Here is a 21,980-nt window from a genome sequence, read left to right on the forward strand (position 1 = left end):
GCAATGGCTGACGACGCCGCCGGCAACAACAAGAAGCGCTACCGTTCCTCCCACTGGTTCGGCCCGCACGACAAGGATGGCTTCCTGCACCGCAGCTGGATGCGCAATCAGGGCCTGCCGGACCATCTGTTCGACGGGCGCCCGGTGATCGGCATCTGCCAGACCTTCTCCGAGCTGACCCCCTGCAACGCCCATTTCCGCAAGCTGGCGGAGCATGTGAAGCGTGGCATCTGGGAGATGGGCGGCTTCCCGGTGGAGTTCCCGGTGTTCTCGACCGGCGAGACCAATCTGCGGCCGACCGCTATGCTGTACCGCAACCTGGCGGCGATGGATGTCGAGGAGGCGATCCGCGCCAACCCGATCGACGGCGTCGTGCTGCTGACCGGCTGCGACAAGACCACGCCGTCGCTGCTGATGGGCGCGGCCAGTTGCGACATCCCGGCGATCGTCGTCTCCGGCGGCCCGATGCTGAACGGCCGCTACCAGGACCGCACCATCGGGTCGGGCACGGCGGTCTGGCAGTTCGACGCCGACGTCAAGGCCGGGGTGATGAGCCTGCAGCAGTTCATGGAGGCCGAGCAGGCGCAGTCCCGCTCCGCCGGGCACTGCATGACCATGGGCACGGCCAGCACCATGAACTCGATGGCCGAGGCGCTGGGCACCAGCCTGACCGGCTGCGCCGCGATCCCGGCGGTGGACGCCCGCCGCTACGTCATCGCCCACATGTCCGGCCGCCGCATCGTCGAGATGGTGCATGAGGACCTGCGCATCTCGAAGATCCTGACCCGCGAGAACTTCCTGAACGCGGTGCGCGTCAACGGCGCCATCGGCGGGTCGACCAACGCGGTCATCCATCTTTTGGCCCTCGCCGGCCGCACCGGCGTCGACTTCACCCTGAAGGACTGGGACGAGTACGGCCGCGACGTGCCGACTCTGGTCGACCTGATGCCGTCCGGCCGCTTCCTGATGGAGGATTTCTACTACGCCGGCGGCATCCCCGCGGTGACCCGGGCGCTGGGCGAGAACGGCATGCTGTTCAAGGACGCCCCGACCGTCACCGGCAAGTCGATGTGGGAGAACGTCCGGAACGCCGCCAACTGGAACCCGGAGGTGATCCGCCCCTGGGACAACGCGCTGGTCAAGCAGGGCGGCATCGTGGTGCTGAAGGGCAACCTGGCGCCGGACGGCGCGGTGCTGAAGCCCAGCGCCGCCACGCCGGAGCTGATGCAGCACCGCGGCCGCGCCGTGGTGTTCGAGAGCATCGAGCACTACAAGGCCCGCGTCGACGACCCGGATCTCGACATCGACGAGACCTGCGTCATGGTGCTGAAGAACTGCGGCCCGAAGGGTTATCCGGGCATGGCCGAGGTCGGCAACATGGCGCTGCCGCAGAAGGTGCTGAAGAAGGGCGTGCGCGACATGGTCCGCATCTCCGACGCCCGGATGAGCGGCACCGCCTACGGAACGGTGGTGCTGCACACGGCGCCGGAGGCGGCGGCCGGCGGCCCGCTGGCCCTGGTGCAGGACGGCGACATGATCGAGCTGGACGTCGCCGGCCGGCGGCTGCATCTCGACGTGCCCGAGGCGGAGCTGGCGGAGCGGCGCAAGCGCTGGTCGCCGCCGGAGCCGACGATGAAGGGCGGGTACCAGGAGCTGTATGTCCGGCACGTGATGCAGGCCGACAAGGGCGCCGACCTGGACTTCCTGGTCGGCTGCCGCGGTCACGCCGTGCCGCGCGACAGCCATTGAGCACGATCCGGGCCCGTCCCGGCCGGGGCGGGCCCTTTCCTCGCAGACAGGGATCATGACCGAATACGCGATCTATCCGTCGCTGCGCGACAAGCCGGTCTTCGTGACCGGCGGCGGCAGCGGCATCGGCGAAAGCATCGTCGAGCATCTGTGCCGCCAGAAGGCGCGGGTGTTCTTCGTCGACATCAACGAGGAGGCGTCGACCACCCTGGTCGCCCGGCTGAAGGCCGAGGGGCTGGCGGCGCCGCTGTTCCGCCGCTGCGACCTGCGCGACATCGCCGACCTGCGCGCCGCGGTGGCCGAGGCTCAAGCGGCGATCGGGCCGATCCGCGTCCTGATCAACAACGCGGCGCACGACCAGCGCCACGCGCCGGAGACGGTCGAGCCCGACTACTGGGACGAGCGCATGGCGGTGAACCTGCGCCACCAGTTCTTCGCCGCCCAGGCGGTGCAGCCGGGGATGCGCGACGCCGGTGGCGGGTCGATCATCAATTTCGGCTCGATCTCCTGGCGGCTGCGCCAGGGCGGCATGCCCGCCTACACCGCCGCCAAGGCGGGTGTCGAGGGGCTGACCCGCGGCCTGGCGCGCGACTGGGGCCCGCAGCACATCCGGGTCAACACCGTGATGCCGGGCTGGGTCATCACCCAGCGCCAGAAGGATCTGTGGCTGACGCCGGAGGCGGACGAGGAGCGCCGGAAGGGGCAGTGCATCCCCGACCAGGTGCTGCCCGTGCATCTGGCGCAGATGACCCTGTGGCTGGCGGCGGACGACAGCGCCATGTGCACCGGCCAGACTTTCGTTGTGGACGCCGGCTGGGCGTCGGGACTGTGAGGCGGAAATGAACCTGATCCAACTGCGCACCAAGGCCGGCGAGCGGCGCGTCGGCATCGTCACCGGGGACGACTCGCTGAAGCTGCTCTCCGCCTTCGACACAACCTACGAGCTGGCCCAGGCGGCGATCGGCGCGCGCAAGACCATCGCCGAGCTGGTCGCGGCCGACGAGGGCGCCGGCACCGAATCCTATGACGCGGTGATCGCCGAGGCGCGGCTGCTGCCGCCGCTGGACCACCCCGATCCGGCGCATTGCTTCGTCACCGGCACCGGCCTGACCCATCTCGGCAGCGCCGATGCCCGCGACCAGATGCACAAGACCCTCGGCGAGGCCGAGAAGCTGACCGACAGCATGAAGATGTTCCGGGACGGCATCGCCGGCGGCAAGCCGGAGGGCGGCCGCGACGGCAGCAGGCCGGGCGTGGCGCCGGAGTGGTTCTACAAGGGCGACGGGTCGATCGTCGTCGCCGGCGAGCAGGCGCTGACCATGCCGTCCTTCGCGCTGGACGGCGGCGAGGAGCCGGAGATCACCGGCTGCTACCTGGTCGGGCCGGACGGCACGCCCTGGCGCGTCGGCTTCGCCATCGGCAACGAGTTCTCCGACCACATCCTGGAGCGGCAGAACTACCTGCTGCTGGCGCATTCCAAGCTGCGCCAGTGCTCGGTCGGGCCGGAGCTCCTGGTCGGGCCGCTGCCGGAGGATGTGCGCGGCACCAGCCGGATCACCCGCGGCGGCCAGACGATCTGGGAGAAGCCGTTCCTGAGCGGCGAGGCCAATATGAGCCACTGGATCGCCAATCTGGAGCACCACCACTTCAAATACGGCCTCTTCCGCCGGCCGGGCGACGTGCATCTGCACTTCTTCGGCACCGCGACGCTGAGCGTCACCGACGGTATCAAGCCGGAGCCCGGCGACCGCTTCGAGATCGAAGCCAAGGCTTTCGGCCGCGCCCTGCGCAACCCCCTCGCGCGCGCCGAGGAGAAGACGGTGACGGTCCGGGCGCTGTAGGCTCGGGGCACGGACCACTCTCCCTTACTGTCATTGCCGGGTTTGACCCGGCAATCCAGAGGGTCTCGACAGACTCTGGATGCCCGGGTCAAGCCCGGGCATGACAGAAAAAACGACGGAACACGGGGAAACGCGGATGAACAGGATCGATCTCGACGGCAAGCTGGCCGTGGTCACCGGCGGGGCGCAGGGCATCGGCCGGGCGGTGGCCGAGCGCTTCATCGCCTCGGGCGCCCAGCTGGTGCTGTGGGACCGCGACCAGGCCCTGGTCGAGGAGACGGCGAAGGCGATCGGCGCCAAGGGCGTCGCCATCGACGTCACCGATGCCACTGCCGTGGCCGCTGCGGTCGAAGCCCAGGGGCGGATCGACATCCTGGTCAACAATGCCGGCATCGCCGGTCCTTCGGTGAAGACCTGGGACTATCCGATCGACACCTGGCGCCAGGTGATCGAGCTGGACCTGAACGCCGTCTATTACTGCTGCCGGGCGGTGGTGCCGGGCATGATCGCCCGCAACTACGGCCGGATCGTCAACGTCGCCTCGATCGCCGGCAAGGAGGGCAACCCCAACGCCAGCGCTTATTCCGCCGCCAAGTCGGGCGTGATCGCCCTGACCAAGTCGCTGGGCAAGGAACTGGCGGGCCACGACATCGCGGTGAACTGCGTCACCCCGGCGACGGCGAAGACCCGGATCCTGGAGCAGATCAGCCAGGAGCATATCGACTACATGCTGTCGCGCATCCCGCGCGGCCGGTTCCTGAAGGTCGAGGAGGCGGCGGCGATGATCGCGTGGCTGTGCTCGGCCGAGAACAGCTTCACCACCGGCGCCGTCTTCGACCTGTCGGGCGGCCGCGCGACCTACTGAGCCGATGGCCGACGCCGACCTTCTCGCGGCGCTGCGCCGGATGGGGTTGGCCGGGCCGGGCGAGACGCCGCGCTTCACCGCGCTGACCGGCGGCGTCTCGTCCGACATCTTCCGGGTCGACCTCGCCGCGGGCCCGATCTGCGTCAAGCGGGCCCTGGCCAAGCTGCGGGTGGCCGCCGACTGGCGGGCGCCGGTGGCCCGCAACCTGTACGAGGCGCGCTGGATGCGGGTCGCCGCCGGGGTCGTGCCGTCGGCGGTGCCGCGGCTGCTGGGCCAGGACGAGGCGGCCGGGGCGCTGGCCATGGCCTATCTGGCGCCGGAGGACCACCCGGTGTGGAAGGCCGAGCTGCGGGACGGCCGCGCCGACCCGGCCTTCGCCGCCGAGGTCGGGCGGCGCCTGGCCGCCATCCACGCCGTCACGGCGAGGGACCCGGCCCTGGCGGCCGACTTCCCGACCGACGCGATCTTCACCGACATCCGCCTCGAGCCCTATCTGGTGGCGACCGCGGCGGCCCATCCGGACTGCGCCCCGGCGCTATACGCGCTGGTCGAGACCACCCGGACGACGAAGCGGGCGCTGGTGCATGGCGATGTCAGCCCGAAGAACATCCTGGCCGGGCCGCAGGGGCCGGTGTTCCTGGACGCCGAATGCGCCTGGTGGGGCGATCCGGCCTTCGACCTGGCCTTCTGCCTGAACCACCTGCTGCTGAAGGGGCTGTGGCGGCCGGAGTCGGCGCCGGACTTCCTGGTCTGCTTCGACACGATGGCAACCGTCTATCTCGCCGGCGTGGACTGGGAACCGGCCGGCGCCTTCGAATCCCGCGCCGCCCGGCTGCTGCCCGGCCTGTTCCTGGCCCGGGTCGACGGCAAGTCGCCGGTCGAGTACCTGACCGATGGAGCCCAGAAGGACCGCGTGCGCCGCGTGGCCCGGGCCCTGCTGCTGGACCCGCCGTCGCGCTTGGTGGACATTCGGACCGCCTGGGCAGAGGAGCTGAGCCTGTGACCTCCACCACCATCGCCGGGATCCGCGGCCGGCGCGTCTGGGACAGCCGAGGGCGGCCGACGGTCGAGGCCGAGATCCGCCTCGAAGGCGGCGCCACGGGCCGCGCCATCGCCCCGGCCGGCGCCTCCACCGGCTCCGGCGAGGCGCGGGACAAGCGCGACGGCGGCGCGGCCTTGGGCGGCCATGACGTGCAGGGCGCGGTCGCCGCGGTGAACGGCGAGATCGCCCGCGCCCTCGCCGGCTTCGACGCCGCCGACCAGGCCGGGCTGGACCGGGTGCTGATCGATCTCGACGGTACGCCGGACAAGTCGCGGCTGGGCGGCAACGCCACCATCGCCGTGTCGATGGCAGCCGCCCACGCCGCCGCTTCCGCCGCCGGCCTGCCGCTGTGGCGCCATCTCGGCGGCGGGGACGCCGTCCTGCTGCCCTTGCCCGAGATCCAGATCTTCGGCGGCGGCGCCCATGCCGGGCGGCGTCTGGACGTGCAGGATTTCCTGGTGGTCTGCCCCGGCGCCGGCAGCTTCGCCGAGGCGCTGGACTGGACCGCCGAGGTCTACCGCGCCGCCGGATCGCTGATGGCTGACGCCGGCAAGCTGTACGGCGTCGCCGATGAGGGCGGCTTCTGGCCGGACTTCGCTGACGCCGCGGAGGCGCTGGACATGCTGGTCCGCGCCATCGAGCGCGCCGGCCGCCGGCCCGGCGAGGAGGTCGCGATCGCGCTGGACGTCGCCGCCTCGGAGTTCGGCCGCCACGGCCGCTACCGCTTCGAGGGGCGGGATCACGACACCGGCGGGATGGTCGAGCTGGTGGCCGGCTGGACCAAGCGTTGGCCGATCGTCTCGGTCGAGGATCCGGTGGCCGAGGACGACGCGGCCGGCTTCCGCGCCGTCACCGCCGCGGTCGGCGACCGGGTGCAGGTGGTCGGCGACGACTTCCTGGTCACCGATGCCGCGCGGGTGCGCGACGCCGCGACGGCCCGGGCCTGCACCACCGTGCTGATCAAGCCGAACCAGCGCGGCACGCTGACCGAGACCAGGGCGGCCTGGGAGGCGGCGAAGGCGGCCGGCCTGGGCGGCATCGTCTCCGCCCGCTCGGGCGAGAGCGAGGACACCACCATCGTCGACCTCGCGGTCGGCTGGGGCGTCGGCCAGCTGAAGGTCGGGTCCTTCGCCCGGTCGGAGCGGATGGCGAAGTGGAATGCGGCGCTGAGGATCGAGGAGGCGCTGGGCCCCCGCGCCCGCTTCGCCGGCCGAAGCGTCTTGCGCGGGTAACCCCTTCCGGGGTGTTCTGCCCGTCCCGCAACCGGATGAGTCCATGAGCTTCGACCTCGCTTCGATAGATCTGCGCATCCTCGGCCTCGCCATCCTCGGCGTCACCGTCCTGACCCTGCTGGTCGCGCTGTTCCGCCGGCCCAGGCTGGATGTCGCGCCGCTGACCGGAGCGATCGAGGATCTGCGCCGCGACCTGGCCCGGGTGGAGCAGGAGCTGCAGACGGCGGAGCGGCGCGGCGAGGCCTCGGCCGAGGCGCGGGACAGCCGGCAGCGGCAGGAGATCGCATCGTCGCTGCGCCACACCGGCGAGACCCTGGTCGGCGCCATGCGGGCGATCGGCGAGACCCAGCAGACCCGGCTCGACACCGTCGCCGCCCGGCTGCAGGCCTTGTCCGAATCGATGGCGCAGAGCCAGAACCGGCTGCGCGACACCATGGACCTGAACCTGCAGTCGCTGCGCAAGGAGAACGAGGCGAAGCTGGAGCAGATGCGCGCCACGGTCGACGAGAAGCTGCAGGCGACGCTGGAGGCGCGGCTGCAGACCCAGTTCCAGACCGTCAGCGAGCGGCTGGAGCGGGTGCATCAGGGCCTGGGCGAGATGCAGGTGCTGGCCGGCGGCGTCGGCGACCTGAAGAAGATGCTGTCCGGCGTGAAGACCCGCGGCACCTTCGGCGAGGAGCAGTTGGACGCCCTCTTGGAGCAGGTGCTGACCGAGGACCAGCTGGTGCGCAATGCCCGGCCGCGCGCCGACAGCACCGAGACGGTGGAATTCGCCATCCGCCTGCCCGAGGGCGTGCTGCTGCCGATCGACAGCAAGTTCCCGCAGGAGGATTACGAGCGGCTGATCCTGGCGATCGAGGCCGGCGACGCCGAGGCCGCGGCCAAGGCGGGCGTGGCGCTGGAGCGGCGGATGCGCGACGAGGCCAAGCGCATCGCCACGAAGTACATCTGCCCGCCGACCACGACCGACTTCGCCGTGCTGTTCGTGCCGACCGAGGGGCTGTTCGCCGAGGTGCTGCGCCGCCCCGGCCTGCGCGAATCGATCCGCGAGCAGCACCGCGTCACCATCCTGGGCCCCACCACGCTGGGCGCCTTCCTGTCCAGCCTGCGCATGGGCTTCCGCACCCTGGCGATCCAGGAGAAATCCGCCGAGATCTGGCAGGTGCTGGGCGCGGTGAAGACCGAGTTCCGCACCTATGGCGAGCTGATGGGCAAGGTCGAGAAGAAGCTGCAGGAAGGCCAGAACGTGATCCACCAGATCGGCGTCCGCAGCCGCGCCATCCACCGCAAGCTGCGCGAGGTGGAGGAGCTGCCGATGGACCGGGCCGCGCCGATCCTGGAGCTGGACGCGCCGGAGGCCGAGATGCCCACCGCCTCCAACGGCCCGGCGGAAGAAGACACGCCATAGCCCTGTTGCATCGGAAGGCCGCGGGCCCTATCCAGTCATCATTCATCCGACAATAGGTCGAGAGAGGAAACCAGATGAGCGTCCACGCCAACTACATCGCCGGGTCCTGGGTCGAAGGCCCGGACGCGTCGAAGAACGTGAACCCGTCGGACCTGTCGGACGTGATCGGCGAATACGCCCGCGCCGACCGCGCCCAGGCGGAACAGGCGATCGCCGCGGCCCGCGCCGCCTTCCCGAAATGGTCGATGACGACGCTGCAGGAGCGGCACGACCTGCTGGACAAGATCGGCAACACCATCCTGGCGCGGAAGGAGGAGCTGGGCCGGCTGCTGTCGCGCGAGGAGGGCAAGACCCTGCCCGAGGGCATCGGCGAGGCCGCCCGCGCCGGCCAGATCTTCAAGTTCTTCGCCGGCGAGGTGCTGCGCATCCAGGGCGAGAAGCTGGCCTCGGTCCGCCCCGGCATCGATGTCGAGATCACGCGTGAGCCGATCGGCGTCATCGGCCTGATCACGCCGTGGAACTTCCCGATCGCGATCCCGGCCTGGAAGATCGCCCCGGCGCTGGCCTACGGCAACTGCATCGTGTTCAAGCCGGCCGACCTGGTGCCGGGCAGCGCCTGGGCGCTGTCGCAGATCATCGTCGATTCGGGCGTCCCGGCCGGCGTGTTCAACCTGGTGATGGGCCGCGGCTCGGTGGTCGGCGAGGCCTTCGTCGCCAGCAAGGATGTCGACGCCATCACCTTCACCGGGTCGGTCGCCACCGGCCGCGGTATCGCCGTGCGCTGCGCCGAGAGCGGCAAGAAGGTGCAGCTCGAGATGGGCGGCAAGAACCCGATGGTCATCCTCGACGACGCGGACCTGAACACCGCCGTCGGGGCCGCCACCAACAGCGCCTTCTTCTCCACCGGCCAGCGCTGCACCGCCTCGTCGCGCCTGATCGTGACCGAGGGCATCCATGACCGCTTCGTCGCGGCGATGACCGAGAAGCTGAAGTCGCTGAAGGTCGACAACGCGCTGAAGCAGGGCACCGATATCGGCCCGGTGGTGGACCAGAGCCAGTTGGACCAGGACCTGTCCTATATCGACATCGGCGTCAAGGAAGGCGCCAAGCTGGCGGTCGGCGGCGAGCGGCTGAACCGCGAGACCGAGGGCTTCTACCTGTCGCCGGCGCTGTTCACCGAGACCACCAGCGACATGCGGATCAACCGCGAGGAGATCTTCGGGCCGGTCGCCTCGGTGATCCGGGTCAAGGACTACGAGCAGGCGCTGGCGACGGCGAACGACACGGAGTTCGGCCTGTCCGCCGGCATCGCCACCACGAGCCTGAAGCACGCCAGCCACTTCAAGCGGGCCAGCCAGGCCGGCATGGTGATGGTGAACCTGCCGACGGCGGGCGTGGACTATCACGTGCCGTTCGGCGGCCGGAAGGGCTCCAGCTACGGCCCGCGCGAGCAGGGCCGCTACGCCGCGGAGTTCTACACCGTGGTCAAGACCGCCTACACCTTCCCGGGCTGATTCCATCCTGGGCGGAATGCGGAAGGGCCCGGCCAGCGATGGCCGGGCCCTTTCCATTCGCATCGGCACTTGCGGTTCGGGACGGAATGACCAATATGACCATAATGACCATCACATGATGGAGATCACCGTGAGTGCAGGAACCTGGAGTGTCGCCGAAGCCAAGGCGAAGTTCAGCGAAGTCATCGATCGTGCCCGCCGCGAAGGCCCCCAGACTGTCACCCGGAACGGGCAGTCCGCGGTCGTGGTGGTGTCCGCCGAGGAATGGGAACGGAAAACGAAGCGCGTCGGCACCCTCGCAGACTTCTTTGCCGCTTCTCCTCTCCGTGGCTCAGAAGTGGACACCGAACGGCTCAAAGACGGCCCCCGCGAGACCGACCTTTGACCTTCCTTCTCGACACCAACGTCGTCTCGGAGTGGAAGAAGCCCGCTCCCGACGCCAGCGTCGTCGCTTGGCTGGCCAACATCGATGAAGACCGGACGTTTCTGAGCGTCGTCACTCTGGCGGAGCTGCGCTACGGCATCGACCGCCTGCCCGATGGAAAGCGGCGCAACCTGCTTGATCATTGGCTGACTCATGACCTCCCGATGCGCTTCGAGTCCCGGATCCTGTCGGTCGATCCGGCCGTGGCGGATGCTTGGGGCATTATCATTGCACGGCGAGCCGCCATGGGCCGGCCGATCAGCGCCATGGATGCCTTCATGGCGGCCACCGCCCAAGTCCACAACCTCACGCTGGTGACCCGCAACGTCTCGGATTTCGAGGCCTCGGTCGCATCGATCGTGAATCCGTGGACTCGCCCTCCGTCTGCCTGATGACCGTCACCCTCAAGCCCCGCCCGTCACCGCCTGCCAGTCCAGCCCGAAGCGGGCGAGGTATTTGCGCAGGCGGTCGGCGTCGTTCGCGCTGGTCTTCTGCGCCCGTGACGCGGCGAACAGCGTCCGCCCCGCGGCGCTGAGCGAGCTGCTGGTCCGGCACACGCCCACCACCGCGGCCAGCTGGGCCCGGTCAAACAGGTCGATCCGCGCCAGCCGCTCCGGCCCCAAGAGCCCGGCCAGCAGCGCCTCGCCCGCATCCTCGCCGGCGCGCGACCAGATGCGCTTCAGCCGCTCGATCTCCTCTTCCACCACCGCCTCGTTGATCCGGCCGGAGGGGGCGAAGGTGGCCATCCGGGTGATCGAGGCGCCGAGGTCGCGGAAATTGGCGCTCCACACCGCCTCGGGCGAGGTGGCGAAGGCCAGATAGCGGTCCCGCGCCTCGCGGTTGAAGGTGATCTGCACCCCTTCCCGCTCGGCATGGCGGCGCAGCTCGAACTCCAGGTTCGGTTCGATGTCCTCGCGCCGGTCGCGCAGCCCCGGCAGGGTGAAGGTCCACAAGTTCAGCCGCGCCAGCAGGTCCTCGCGGAACCGGCCGCGGGCGACGTCGACCGAGAGGTCGCGATTGGTGCCGGCGATCAGCTGGAAATCGCTCGCCACCTCCCTGTCCGCGCCGACCGGCGGGAACCGCTTCTCCTCCACCGCGCGCAGGATCATCGCCTGCTCGTCGGCGCCGAGCTCGCCGATCTCGTCGAGGAACAGGATGCCGCGATCGGCCGAGCGCAGCAGCCCGGCGCGGTCCTGCAGCGCACCGGTGAAAGCGCCCTTCACATGGCCGAACAGGGCCGACATGGCGCCGTCGCCGCGCAGCGTGGCGCAGTTGACCTCGACGAACGGCCCTTCGACCTGGTGCCGCGCCTTTTTCAGATCGTAGATCCGCCGCGCCAGCTGCGACTTGCCGGCCCCGGTCGGGCCGATCAGCAGCAAGGGCGCCTTCGACCGGATCGCCACCTGCTCGATCTGGTCGATCATGCGATTGAAGGCGGCGTTGCGGGTGGCGATGCCGGATTTCAGGAAGGACGCCGCCTCCTCCCGCTCCGCCTCGAAGCGGGTGGCGATGCGGTCGTAGCGCGACAGGTCCAGGTCGATGACGTCGTAGCCGCCGGGATGGCCCGCCTCCCACCGCTTCGGCGGGGTCAGCTGCAGCAGGCGCGCCGGCAGGTAGTGCGCCTCGGTCAGCAGGAACCAGCAGATCTGGATCACATGCGTGCCGGTGGTGATGTTGACCAGGTACTCCTCGTCCTCCGTATCGAAGTCGTAGGCGCGGGCGAAATCCAGCATCGCCGCGAACACCTCCTGGAAGTCCCAGGCGTTGCGCAGGTTCATCAGGTTGAAGCGGACCACCGTGTCCGGCGATACGGCCTGGATGTCGCCGGCGACGCGCTTGGCCAGCGCGGCGGAATGGGTGTCGTGGATCAGCTCCAGCCGATCCACCAGCATGTCCTCGTGCTGGCACAGCGCCACGGTGGGCCGCCACCGCTCCCACCGGCTGTCCAGCTTGCCGGCATCCATGGTGGTGCCGATGAAGCCGATGACCACCCGTCGCTTCGGCATGGATTTATCCTATAAGATAAATATCGATCCTATGGGATCGGATTTCAGCATCATCATCGATGATCAGCACACTGTAAATCGCGGCCTTAAAATTTTTTATCCCCTCATTATCAGCCCCTTATGCGGAATCGGCGAACCGGCCGTCCGGAGTTGGCACGCGCTTCGCTTAAGGGGAGGTCGTACACCGAAGGATGACGATCATGGCAAACAAGTCCGTGTTTGCTTCGCTGATGGGAAGGCTGCTTCCGCGCAGCGACGCCGTGAACCACGAGGGGGCCCAGGCCTACGCCCTGACGCCGCGCCACGCGCTGGCGCAGCTGGCGGCGACCGGGACGCTCCACCGGACGTTCTACGCCGATGCGCGGGAGCAGCTGGACCAGGTGCTCGCCCTCGCCCGCGAGGTCGAGCCCGGTTTCATCGCCCGCACCGCGGTCCATGCCCGCGAGCGGGGGCACATGAAGGACATGCCGGCTTTGCTGGTCGCCCTTCTGTCCACCCTCGAGACGCCCGATTTCGCGCCGGCCTTCCGGCGCATGGTCGACAACGGCCGCATGCTGCGCAGCTTCGTGCAGATCATGCGGTCGGGCGCCGTGGGGCGGAAGTCGCTGGGCACCCGGCCGAAGCGGCTGGTGCAGGCATGGCTGGAGCAGGCCTCGGACATCGAGATCATGCGGGCGGCGGTGGGGCAGGATCCCTCGCTGGCCGACGTGGTCAAGATGGTGCACCCGAAGCCGGCGGATCCGTCGCGCCAGGCGCTGTATGGCTGGCTGATCGGCCGGCCGTACGACGCCACGGCGCTGCCGGAGGTGGTGCGGGCCTTCGAGGCCTTCAAGCGCGACCCGTCGGCGCCCGTGCCGGACGTGCCCTTCCAGATGCTGACGGCGCTGCCGCTGACGCGGGAGCACTGGGCGGCGATCGGGGAGAAGGCCGGCTGGCACATGCTGCGGATGAACCTGAACACCTTCGCGCGCCACGGCGTGTTCGAGGTGGACGGGTTCGCCGAGCGGGTGGCGGCCCGGCTGCGCGACCCGGAGGCGATCCGGCGGGCCCGGGTGTTCCCGTACCAGCTGATGGCGGCGTACGCCATGGCGGGGGCGGGGGTGCCGGCGGTGGTGCGCGAGGCGCTGCAGGACGCGATGGAGGTCGCGGTCGGCAACGTCCCGGCGCTGCCGGGTCGGGTGGTCGTCTGCCCCGACGTGTCGGGGTCGATGGGCTCCCCGGTCACCGGCCACCGGGCCGGCGGGACGACTTCGGTGCGCTGCATCGACGTCGCCGCGCTGGTGGCGGCGGCGGTGCTGCGGGCCAACCGGTCGGCCAGGGTCATCCCGTTCGAGCAGAGGGTGGTCGAGATCGACCTCAATCCGCGCGATTCGGTGATGACCAATGCGCGGAAGCTGGCCGCCATCGGCGGCGGCGGCACCAACTGCTCGGCCCCGGTCGAGCGGCTGGTGGCGGAGCGCGCCGCGGTCGACCTCGTCGTCTTCGTCTCGGACAACCAGTCCTGGGTCGATGCGGCGAAGCACCCGCACCAGGGCACCGGGCTGATGCAGGCCTGGGCCCGGCTGAAGGAGCGCAATCCGGAGGCCAGGCTGGTCTGCATCGACATCCAGCCCTACGCCACGACGCAGGCGCAGGAGCGGGCGGACATCCTCAACGTCGGGGGCTTCTCCGACGCGGTGTTCGACGCGATCGCCGCCTTCGCCGAAGCCGGGTCGGGCGCGGACCGCTGGGTCGACGAGATCGAGCGGATCGTGCTGTGACGGATCGGGGCCGGGCGTCCGGGAGACCGGGCGCCCGGTCCCGGCCGGGAGGAATGCAGTCGGGACTCCATCGGACCCCGCAGGCGGGCCGGGCAACCGGCTGCGCACGGGGCGCCGCTTCGGCGGCGGTCGTCCCGGCACCCTCGTCCTCCCGGTTGGAGATCCGAGAATCATGGCGAATGCCGTGCGGGAGTACATCCACCCCCTGAGCGTGGCGTGCCGGAAACACGCCTCCGACCCCGTGTCGGAAGCTCGCCTCCTGCACACCACTCGTCGCCATGGCCGGAGGATCCCTCCGGCCGGCCGCCGGCCCGGCGAATGCCGCGGAGAGTACACTCGCACCGACCAGCAACGTACCCCGGTGCGGGGCTTCTCTCCCGACCCTTCGTCGCCGGGCCGGCGGCCGGCCGGTGGGGACGGCCGGAAGCCGGGGGGAATGCCGTCGGGAGTACATTGAAAACCTGCCGTCAAAAGCAGGCGCCGCTTCGGCGGCGGTCGTCCCGACATCCCTCGTTCCCCCGGCCGATCGTTTCGTGACGAATGCCGGTGGAACTCCATGTAGGCGGGTTCGACTCCCGCCGGGTCCGGTTTCCATCACCGGCCCCGTCGCTCAGCGGTCGAGCAATGGTTTCGCCACCCCTCGTCGTCACACCCCTCGCGCGGCGAATGCCCGCGGGAGTCCATTGGTCAGAGCACCTGCCGAAAGGCAGGAGGTGGCAGTTCGAATCCGCCCCGGGCCGCGAGGTCCGGTAGCTCAGGAAAGCTCTCGCAAACCCTTGTCGCCGCACCCGCGCAACCTTTGAAAGGACCGTAGACCGCAGCGAATGCCGGGCGGGATTACCTGGGAGCGGCGCAAGCCGTGAGGTTCGAAGCCTCGCCCGCATCGCGGTCCGCCGCGGCGCGGGAGATCCCGCCATCCCTTGTCGCTGCACCCGAACGCATGGCGAATGCCGATGGAACTCCATGGATTGTCACTCCCCTGGTCGCGGGTTCGAGTCCCGCCGGATCTGTCTTCGGACGGGTCCGTAGCTCAGCGGTAGAGCAGGAGCCCGACCGGGCCTCGGCCCGGACAGGCAAGGTTTCATCAACCCTCGTCCCCATGCGTCCTTCTGGACTCAAGGATCACCATCATGGACCGGACCTACGACCTTCTCACCGAAAGCTTCGCCCCGGCGCGCGACACGCGCGCCAGGCCGGTCAAGATGTGGACCCGCGGCGTGCCGGTCGATGACGGCTCGCGCCAGCAGCTGCTGAACACCGCAACGCTGCCCTTCATCCACAAGCATGTCGCGGCGATGCCGGACGTGCACTACGGCAAGGGCGCGACCATCGGCTCGGTGATCCCGACCCGCGGGGCGATCATCCCGGCGGCGGTCGGCGTCGACATCGGCTGCGGCATGTGCGCGGTGCGCACGACGCTGACCAGCCACCAGCTGCCGGACAGCCTGTCCGGGCTGCGCTCCGCGCTCGAGGCGGCGATCCCGGTCGGGATGGCCGATCACGGGCAGGATGTCCCGCGCGCGGCGGAGAACGCCTGGTACTCGTCGTTCAAGCAGCGCTACGACGCGCTGCAGCACAAGTACCCGGCGATCTCCACCAAGCACTCGCCGGCGCGGCAGATCGGCACGCTGGGCGGCGGCAACCACTTCATCGAGGTCTGCCTGGACCAGGACGACCGCGTCTGGGTGATGCTGCATTCCGGGTCGCGCGGGGTGGGCAACCGCATCGGCAGCTTCTTCATCGCCGCGGCGCGCCGCGAGATGGAGCGGCAGTTCATCCACCTGCCGGACCGGGACCTGGCCTATCTGGCCGAGGGCTCGGACCTGTTCGTCGACTACATGGACGCGGTCGGCTGGGCGCAGGACTACGCCCGCGCCAACCGGGACGTGATGCTGAAGCAGGCGCTGGCGGCGATGGCCGCCGCCTTCACCGATTTCGGCGTCACCGACGAGGCGATCAACTGCCACCACAACTACGTGGAGCGGGAGCATCACTTCGGCGAGAGCGTCTGGGTCACCCGCAAGGGCGCCGTGCGCGCCCGCGAGGGCGACCTGGGCATCATCCCGGGATCGATGGGGGCGCGGTCCTTCATCGTCCGCGGCAAGGGCAACCCCGACAGCTTCTGCTCCTGCTCCCACGGGGCCGGGCGGGTGATGTCGCGGACCGAGGCCAAGCGGCGGTTCACAGTCGCCGACCATGCAGCCGCCACCGCGGGGATCGAGTGCCGGAAGGACGAGGGCGTCATCGACGAGACACCCAAGGCCTACAAGGACATCGACGCCGTGATGGCCGCCCAGGCGGATCTGGTGGAGGTGGTGCACACGCTGCGCCAGATCGTCTGCGTCAAGGGATAGAGTGCCACGGGCCGCCGGTCCGGGCGGCCCGGACCGGCCGTCCGCCGTCGTCGTCTCGTGGTCCCAACAAGAAACGAAAGAAACGACCATGATCACGATCGACGGATCCCTGGGCGAGGGCGGGGGCCAGATCCTGCGCTCGGCCCTGACCCTGTCCCTGGCGACCGGGACCCCGTTCCGGATCGAGCGGATCCGGGCGGGCCGCGCCAAGCCGGGCCTGCTGCGCCAGCACCTCACGGCCGTGAGGGCGGCGGCCGCGATCGGCCGGGCCACGGTGACGGGGGCCGAGCTGGGCTCGACCGCGCTCGGCTTCGCGCCGGGGCCGGTCGTGGCCGGCGACTACGACTTCGCCATCGGCTCGGCCGGGGCGACGCTGCTGGTGCTGCAGACCGTGCTGCTGCCACTGGCCCTGGCGAGTGCCCCGTCGCGGCTGCGGCTGCAGGGCGGCACCCATGCCATGGGCGCGCCGAGCTTCGACTTCGCCGAGCGGGCCTTCCTGCCGCTGCTGCACCGCATGGGCTTCCACGCCCGGGCGGCGCTGCGCCGGCACGGCTTCCATCCGGCTGGCGGCGGCGTGATCGAGGTCGAGGTGATGCCGCGCGGCAAGCCGGCGCCGCTGGTGCTGGAGCGGCGCGGCGCCCTGCTGTCGCGGCAGGTGGAGGCGGTGGTCACCCACCTGCCGCTGCACATCGCGGCGCGGGAGACGGCGGCCTTCGCCAAGGCCCTGCGCTGGCGGGACGACACGGTCGTTCCCGGCCGCGCGGTCGCCGCGGACGGGCCGGGCAACTGCCTGACCGTGACGGTGGCGCATGAGCACGCGACCGAGGTCTTCACCGGCCATGGCCAGCCCGGCCTGCCGGCGGAGGATATCGCGGCCGCGACGGCCAAGGCGGTGCGGCTGTTCCTCGCCAGCCGCGCCCCGGTCGGCCCGCATCTGGCGGACCAGCTGCTGCTGCCCATGGCGCTGGGCGCGGGCGGCCGCTTCGTCACGGTCGCGCCGACGCCGCACACCCTGACCAACATCGCGGTGATCGAGGCCTTCCTCGGTCCCCGGATCGCGGTGACCCGCCACACCGGCCGCAGCGTGCTGGTCAAGGTGGCGGGACGACAGAGCAAGGAGACGGCATGAACGCCGCGCAGACCTTGACGCCGCGGACGCTGGCCCCGTTCCTGCTGAACGTGGCCGGCGTTCTGCCGGTCTTCATCTGGGGGCCGCCGGGCATCGGCAAATCGGCGCTGGTCCAGGCCTTCGCCGAGTCCGTCGGCCTGCCCTGCGTGTCGTTGCTCGGCTCGCAGCTGGCGCCGGAGGACATCATCGGCGTGCCGCAGATCGTCGACGGCAAGTCGCGCTTCTGCCCGCCGACCATCATCGCGCGGGACGAACCCTACTGCCTGTTCCTGGACGAGCTGAACGCCTGCTCGCAGGAGGTGCAGAAGGCCTTCTACTCGCTGATTCTGGACCGGCGCGTGGGCGAGTACCGCCTGCCCGAGGGCACGATCGTGATCGGCGCCGGCAACCGGGCGGAGGATGCGGCCATCACCCGGCCGCTGTCCTCCGCCCTGGTCAACCGCCTGGTCCATGTCCAGCTGCGCGCTTCGGCCCGCGACTGGCTGGACTGGGCCGGCGGCGCCGGGGTGCACGAGCTGGTCGTGTCCTATGTCGAGCAGCGGTCGGACCATCTCTGGTCCAAGCCGCCGAAGCATGAGGAGCCGTTCTCGACCCCGCGGGCCTGGGACATGCTGTCCCGCGCCCTGCACGCCTATGGTCCGGGCATCACGCTGGAGGAGATCAAGGTGCTGGCCAGCGGCCTGCTGACCCCGGCGCATGCCCAGCAGTTCACCGCCTTCGCCAAGCTGCGCGAGCGGGCACACGATCTGTCGGCGATCCTGAAGGGCGACCGCGGCTGGCCGGAGAAGCCGGAGGAGCGGGACATCCTGTACTTCCTGGTGCAGCAGCTGCGCGACCGGCTGATCAAGGAGCTGCCGGAAGACGAGGCCGCCGCCGGCCGTGAGGCGCGGCAGCTGGCCAACCGCGCGAAGGAGCTGATCGTGACCCTGGCGCGGATCTCGACCGAGCTGGCGCAGCTGGTGGTGACCGAGACCGAGAGCGGCGCCGCCCTGCCGGCCTGGTACACGATCGAGCTGGCGCGCGCCCTGCCGCGGCTGGCGGCGCAGCGGGCGGGCTGACGCCATGGCCAGGACGCGGGAGCCGCCGAAGGAGAACCTGCGCGCCATCGCCGCCGGCTGCGCCCTGCTGGGCGACCATCCGCTGTTCGCCTGGCTGGTCGACGGGTCGGAGTGGCGGCCGGCGCGCCCGTCCCGCCCCTTCCCGCCCGACGGCTTCGTCCGGCTGGCCCTGTCGCGCCACCGCCCCAGCGGCAAGCCGCTGCTGACGATCGAGGCCAATGTCTGGCGCCGGGCCGATCCGGCCGAATGGGCCCATGTCCTGGCCCAGGCGCTGCTGCACGAGCACCTGAACCATGTCGATCCGGCCCGCCCGGACGAGGCTTGGCGAACCGCCTGCGGGCTGGTCGCGGCCGAGTTCCTGCGCCCGCTGGGCATCGGCCGCCGCCCCGAGAGCCTGCCCTGGCCGGCGCAGCCGCCGGGCCGCGACGTGGCGGAGCTGGCGCGCTGGCTGGCCGAGAATCCGGCCGCGCTGGCGGCGCAGCCGCGGCTGGGCATCGCCGGCGCGGGAGAGCCCGGCTGGATCATCGCCGCCGACGCCCCGCCGCTGACGCCGGCGTTGCGGCGGAACCGGGAGGAGGGGCTGGCCACCGCCATCCGCCGCAGCGTCGCCGACGCGATCGAGGCGGCCGGCACCGCCGCGCGCGGCCTGGCCGGGCCGAAGCGCAACCCGAATTCGCCGGCCGAGCGCGCCCGCGCCTGGTTCATCGCCGGCTATCCGCTGCTGGCCGCGCTGGCGGCGACCTTCGAAATCGTCGAGGACGAGGCGCTGTGCCGGCAGCTGGACATCGCCGTCGCCGCCGTCGACACCGAGCTGCGGCGGATCTACCTGAACCCGAAGCTGCCCTGGACCTATGAGGGGCTGAAATTCGTCATGGCGCATGAGCTGCTGCATGTCGGGCTGCGGCACGAGCCGCGCCGCCAGGGCCGCGATCCTTTCCTGTGGAACGTCGCCTGCGACTACGTGATCAATGGCTGGCTGGTCGAGATGGGCGTCGGCGAGGTGCCTTTCGACACCCTGCTGCTGGACCCGGAACTGGGCTTCGAACGCGAATCAGCCGAGGCGATCTACGACCGGATCACCCGCGACTTGCGGCTGATCCGGCGGCTGAACAAGGCCCGCACCCTGCGTGGCAAGGGCAAGGTCGACATGCTGGGGAACCGCCCGCCGGCCTGGTGGACCGGGCCGGGCACCGACCTCGACGCCTTCTATCGCCGCGCGCTGGCCGAGGGACTGGACCTGCACCTGGCCGGCACCGGACGCGGCGATCTGCCCGGCGAGCTGGTCGAAGAGATCCGCGCGATCCAGCACCCGCCGATCCCCTGGGACGTCCGGCTGGGCCACTGGCTGGACACCTTCTTCCCGCCGCTGGACAGCCGGCGCAGCTTCGCCCGGGCCAGCCGGCGGCAGGCGGCCACGCCCGACATCCCGCGGCCGGTCTGGCTGCGCCCGGAGGAACGGCTGGCCGCCCGCACCTTCGGCGCTGTGCTGGACACCTCGGGCTCGATGCCGCCGCGGCTGCTGGCCCGGGCGCTGGGGGCCATCGCCAGCTACGCCATCAGCCGCGAGGTGCCGCTGGTGCGCGTCGTGCAATGCGACGCCGGGGTCCACGACATGGGCTTCCTGCCGCCGGAGACGCTGCTGCAGCGGGTGGAGGTCCGCGGCCGCGGCGGCACGGTGCTGCAGCCGGCCATCGCCCGGCGGGAGGGCGACGCCGGCTCCCCGCGCGACGCGCCGATCCTGGTCATCACCGACGGCGCCTGCGACGTGCTGTCGATCCGGCGGGAGCACGCCTTCCTGATGCCGGAGGGCGCCCGCCTGCCCTTCCGCACCGCGGCGCCGCAATTCCACTTCGAGCGGCCGGAGTGAACCGCCCGGCCGGTGCGCTTGACACCGGCCGCCCCGGCCTGCGAGCCTGGGCGCGGAAGTGACACGGGGTGCCCGGAAACGGGCTGAGATCATACCCGTCGAACCTGATCTGGGTCATGCCAGCGAAGGGAGCCGTCACGCGATGCCCGCCCGGGCCCCGATCCCTGAGGATCGATCGCCGACCGCCCTTCGCCGGAGGAGGAGCGGAATGGCTGCGGCTGCAGAGGCAACGGAACCGAGGCGGTGCTTCGACCTGTCGGTCTATCTCGTCACCGACACGCGGCTGAGCGGGCCGCGCGGCGTGGCCGAAGTGGCCGCGGCGGCGGCGCGGGGCGGTGTCACCATCGTGCAGATGCGCGACCCCGACGCCACCACCCGGGCGCTGATCGCCGCGGCCGGGGCGCTGCAGGCGGTGCTGGCGCCGCATGGCGTGCCCCTGGTGATCAACGACCGGGTCGACGTGGCCCTGGCGGTGGGCGCGGACGGCGTCCATCTCGGCGACCGCGACATGCCGGCGGCGACGGCGCGGCGCCTCCTAGGCCCCGGCCGCATCGTCGGCGTCACCGTGCATGACGCGGCCGAGGCGCGGGCGGTGGATCCGGCCGTCGCCGACTACGCCGGCATCGGCCCGGTCTTCGCGACCACCACCAAGGTGGGCGCGCGGCCGCCGATCGGGGTCGACGGCTTCCGGGCGCTGCGCCGGCTGGTGCCGCTGCCGGCCGTCGGCATCGGCGGCATCGACGCGGCCCGGACCGCGGACGTGATCGCGGCCGGGGCCGACGGCGTCGCCGTGGTCTCGGCCATCTGCGCCGCGCCCGCCCCCGAGGCGGCGGCCCGGGCGATCGCCGCGGCGGTGGCCGAAGGGCGGAGGCCGCGATGATCCCCAACGTGCTGACCATCGCGGGCACCGATCCCTCGGGCGGCGCCGGCATCCAGGCGGACCTGAAGGCCTTCTCGGCCCTCGGCGCCTATGGCTGTGCCGTGATCACCGCCCTGGTCGCCCAGAACACCCGCGGGGTGCAGGCGGTGGAGCTGGTGCCGCCGGCCTTCGTCGCGAAGCAGATCGACTGCCTGCTGGCCGATGTCCGGATCGACGCGGTCAAGATCGGCATGCTGGCGACCGGCGAGATCGTGCGCGCCGTGGCCGAGGCGCTGCGCCGGCACGGGCTGACCCAGGTGGTGGTCGACCCGGTGATGGTGGCGAAGAGCGGCGACCGGCTGCTGGACACGGATGCCGTGGCGGCGCTGCGCGAGGAGCTGCTGCCGCTCGCGACCGTCATCACCCCGAACCTGCCGGAGGCCGCCGACCTGCTGGGCCGCGCGCCGGCCGAGAGCCGGGACGAGATGCCGGAAATCGCCGCGGCGCTGCTGGCGCTGGGGCCCCGGGCCGTGCTGCTGAAGGGCGGCCATCTGGAGGAGGCGGAGAGCCCGGATCTGCTGCTGAGTGCAGCCGGGTCGCTGACGCTCGCGGCGCCGCGGATCGCCACCCGCAACACCCACGGCACCGGCTGCACCCTGTCCTCGGCCATCGCGGCCCTGCTGCCGCAGCGGCCGAACCTGGAGACGGCGGTGCGCGAGGCGAAGGACTACCTGACCGGAGCGCTGGCCGCGGCCGACCGCCTGTCGGTCGGCGGCGGCCACGGGCCCCTGCACCATTTCCACCGCTGGTGGGGGTGACTGGAACAGAAAAGGCGGGCGCCGGACACCGGACGCCCGCCTTCGGACTGGAGC

At 71.0% G+C, this 21,980-nt stretch carries 18 protein-coding genes and 1 riboswitch; of the genes, 17 read left to right on the forward strand and 1 reads right to left on the reverse strand.

The window, feature by feature from the left end; genetic code table 11:
* Positions 1-3: 3 nt before the first annotated feature.
* From LG391_RS25165 to LG391_RS25210, 10 genes are all read left to right on the forward strand, one after another.
* A complete protein-coding gene (locus LG391_RS25165; RefSeq protein ID WP_225770797.1) occupies positions 4-1,749 on the forward strand; it encodes an IlvD/Edd family dehydratase in 1,746 nt (581 codons plus the stop codon).
* A 55-nt stretch (positions 1,750-1,804) separates the two neighbouring features.
* Positions 1,805-2,581 (forward strand): SDR family NAD(P)-dependent oxidoreductase, encoded by a 777-nt coding sequence (locus tag LG391_RS25170; protein WP_225770798.1) that lies wholly within the window; start codon positions 1,805-1,807, stop codon positions 2,579-2,581.
* 7 nt (positions 2,582-2,588) lie between these two features.
* Positions 2,589-3,590 carry an AraD1 family protein gene (gene araD1, locus LG391_RS25175; RefSeq protein WP_225770799.1) on the forward strand — a complete coding sequence of 334 codons (1,002 nt, stop codon included), beginning with the start codon at positions 2,589-2,591 and terminating at the stop codon, positions 3,588-3,590.
* 136 nt (positions 3,591-3,726) lie between these two features.
* Complete coding sequence (locus tag LG391_RS25180) at positions 3,727-4,455, forward strand: SDR family NAD(P)-dependent oxidoreductase (RefSeq protein ID WP_225770800.1); 729 nt, start codon at positions 3,727-3,729, stop codon at positions 4,453-4,455.
* Between the two features lie 4 nt (positions 4,456-4,459).
* Positions 4,460-5,458, forward strand: a complete 999-nt coding sequence (locus tag LG391_RS25185; RefSeq protein ID WP_225770801.1) for a phosphotransferase family protein — start codon at positions 4,460-4,462, stop codon at positions 5,456-5,458.
* Positions 5,455-6,729, forward strand: a complete 1,275-nt coding sequence (gene eno / locus LG391_RS25190) for a phosphopyruvate hydratase (protein WP_374200779.1) — start codon at positions 5,455-5,457, stop codon at positions 6,727-6,729. Before LG391_RS25185 ends, eno begins: the two co-directional genes overlap by 4 nt.
* A 43-nt stretch (positions 6,730-6,772) precedes the next feature.
* Complete coding sequence (gene rmuC, locus LG391_RS25195) at positions 6,773-8,137, forward strand: DNA recombination protein RmuC (protein ID WP_225770802.1); 1,365 nt, start codon at positions 6,773-6,775, stop codon at positions 8,135-8,137.
* Positions 8,138-8,211: 74 nt separating this feature from the next.
* The gene (locus tag LG391_RS25200) at positions 8,212-9,651 is read left to right on the forward strand and encodes an aldehyde dehydrogenase family protein (protein ID WP_225770803.1); all 1,440 of its coding nucleotides are present in this window, start codon (positions 8,212-8,214) and stop codon (positions 9,649-9,651) included.
* 115 nt (positions 9,652-9,766) lie between these two features.
* The gene (locus LG391_RS25205) at positions 9,767-10,036 is read left to right on the forward strand and encodes a type II toxin-antitoxin system Phd/YefM family antitoxin (protein ID WP_225770804.1); all 270 of its coding nucleotides are present in this window, start codon (positions 9,767-9,769) and stop codon (positions 10,034-10,036) included.
* Positions 10,033-10,467 carry a type II toxin-antitoxin system VapC family toxin gene (locus tag LG391_RS25210; protein WP_225770805.1) on the forward strand — a complete coding sequence of 145 codons (435 nt, stop codon included), beginning with the start codon at positions 10,033-10,035 and terminating at the stop codon, positions 10,465-10,467. The genes LG391_RS25205 and LG391_RS25210 overlap by 4 nt, the downstream gene beginning before the upstream one ends.
* A 12-nt stretch (positions 10,468-10,479) precedes the next feature.
* Here LG391_RS25210 and rtcR read toward each other — a convergent pair whose 3' ends face one another.
* Complete coding sequence (gene rtcR / locus LG391_RS25215) at positions 10,480-12,081, reverse strand: RNA repair transcriptional activator RtcR (protein ID WP_225770806.1); 1,602 nt, start codon at positions 12,079-12,081, stop codon at positions 10,480-10,482.
* A 200-nt stretch (positions 12,082-12,281) separates the two neighbouring features.
* On the opposite strand from rtcR, the gene LG391_RS25220 reads away from it, so the two are divergent.
* From LG391_RS25220 to thiD, 7 genes are all read left to right on the forward strand, one after another.
* Positions 12,282-13,841: an RNA-binding protein gene (locus LG391_RS25220; protein ID WP_225770807.1), complete on the forward strand. Its 1,560-nt coding sequence runs from the start codon at positions 12,282-12,284 to the stop codon at positions 13,839-13,841.
* A 1,130-nt stretch (positions 13,842-14,971) separates the two neighbouring features.
* Entirely contained in the window at positions 14,972-16,195 is a 1,224-nt protein-coding gene (locus tag LG391_RS25225; RefSeq protein ID WP_304608563.1) for an RtcB family protein, read from the forward strand.
* Positions 16,196-16,283: 88 nt separating this feature from the next.
* Positions 16,284-17,324 (forward strand): RNA 3'-terminal phosphate cyclase, encoded by a 1,041-nt coding sequence (rtcA, locus tag LG391_RS25230; RefSeq protein ID WP_225770808.1) that lies wholly within the window; start codon positions 16,284-16,286, stop codon positions 17,322-17,324.
* Positions 17,321-18,382, forward strand: a complete 1,062-nt coding sequence (locus LG391_RS25235) for an ATP-binding protein (protein ID WP_225770809.1) — start codon at positions 17,321-17,323, stop codon at positions 18,380-18,382. The genes rtcA and LG391_RS25235 overlap by 4 nt, the downstream gene beginning before the upstream one ends.
* 4 nt (positions 18,383-18,386) lie before the next feature.
* The gene (locus tag LG391_RS25240; RefSeq protein WP_225770810.1) at positions 18,387-20,249 is read left to right on the forward strand and encodes a VWA-like domain-containing protein; all 1,863 of its coding nucleotides are present in this window, start codon (positions 18,387-18,389) and stop codon (positions 20,247-20,249) included.
* A gap of 54 nt (positions 20,250-20,303) precedes the next feature.
* A riboswitch (TPP riboswitch) is annotated at positions 20,304-20,399 on the forward strand.
* Positions 20,400-20,457: 58 nt separating this feature from the next.
* A complete protein-coding gene (gene thiE / locus LG391_RS25245; RefSeq protein ID WP_225770811.1) occupies positions 20,458-21,129 on the forward strand; it encodes a thiamine phosphate synthase in 672 nt (223 codons plus the stop codon).
* Positions 21,126-21,926, forward strand: a complete 801-nt coding sequence (gene thiD, locus LG391_RS25250) for a bifunctional hydroxymethylpyrimidine kinase/phosphomethylpyrimidine kinase (RefSeq protein ID WP_225770812.1) — start codon at positions 21,126-21,128, stop codon at positions 21,924-21,926. The genes thiE and thiD overlap by 4 nt, the downstream gene beginning before the upstream one ends.
* Positions 21,927-21,980: the final 54 nt, after the last annotated feature.

The sequence above is a fragment of the Inquilinus sp. Marseille-Q2685 genome (assembly GCF_916619195.1).
Lineage (GTDB): Bacteria > Pseudomonadota > Alphaproteobacteria > DSM-16000 > Inquilinaceae > Inquilinus.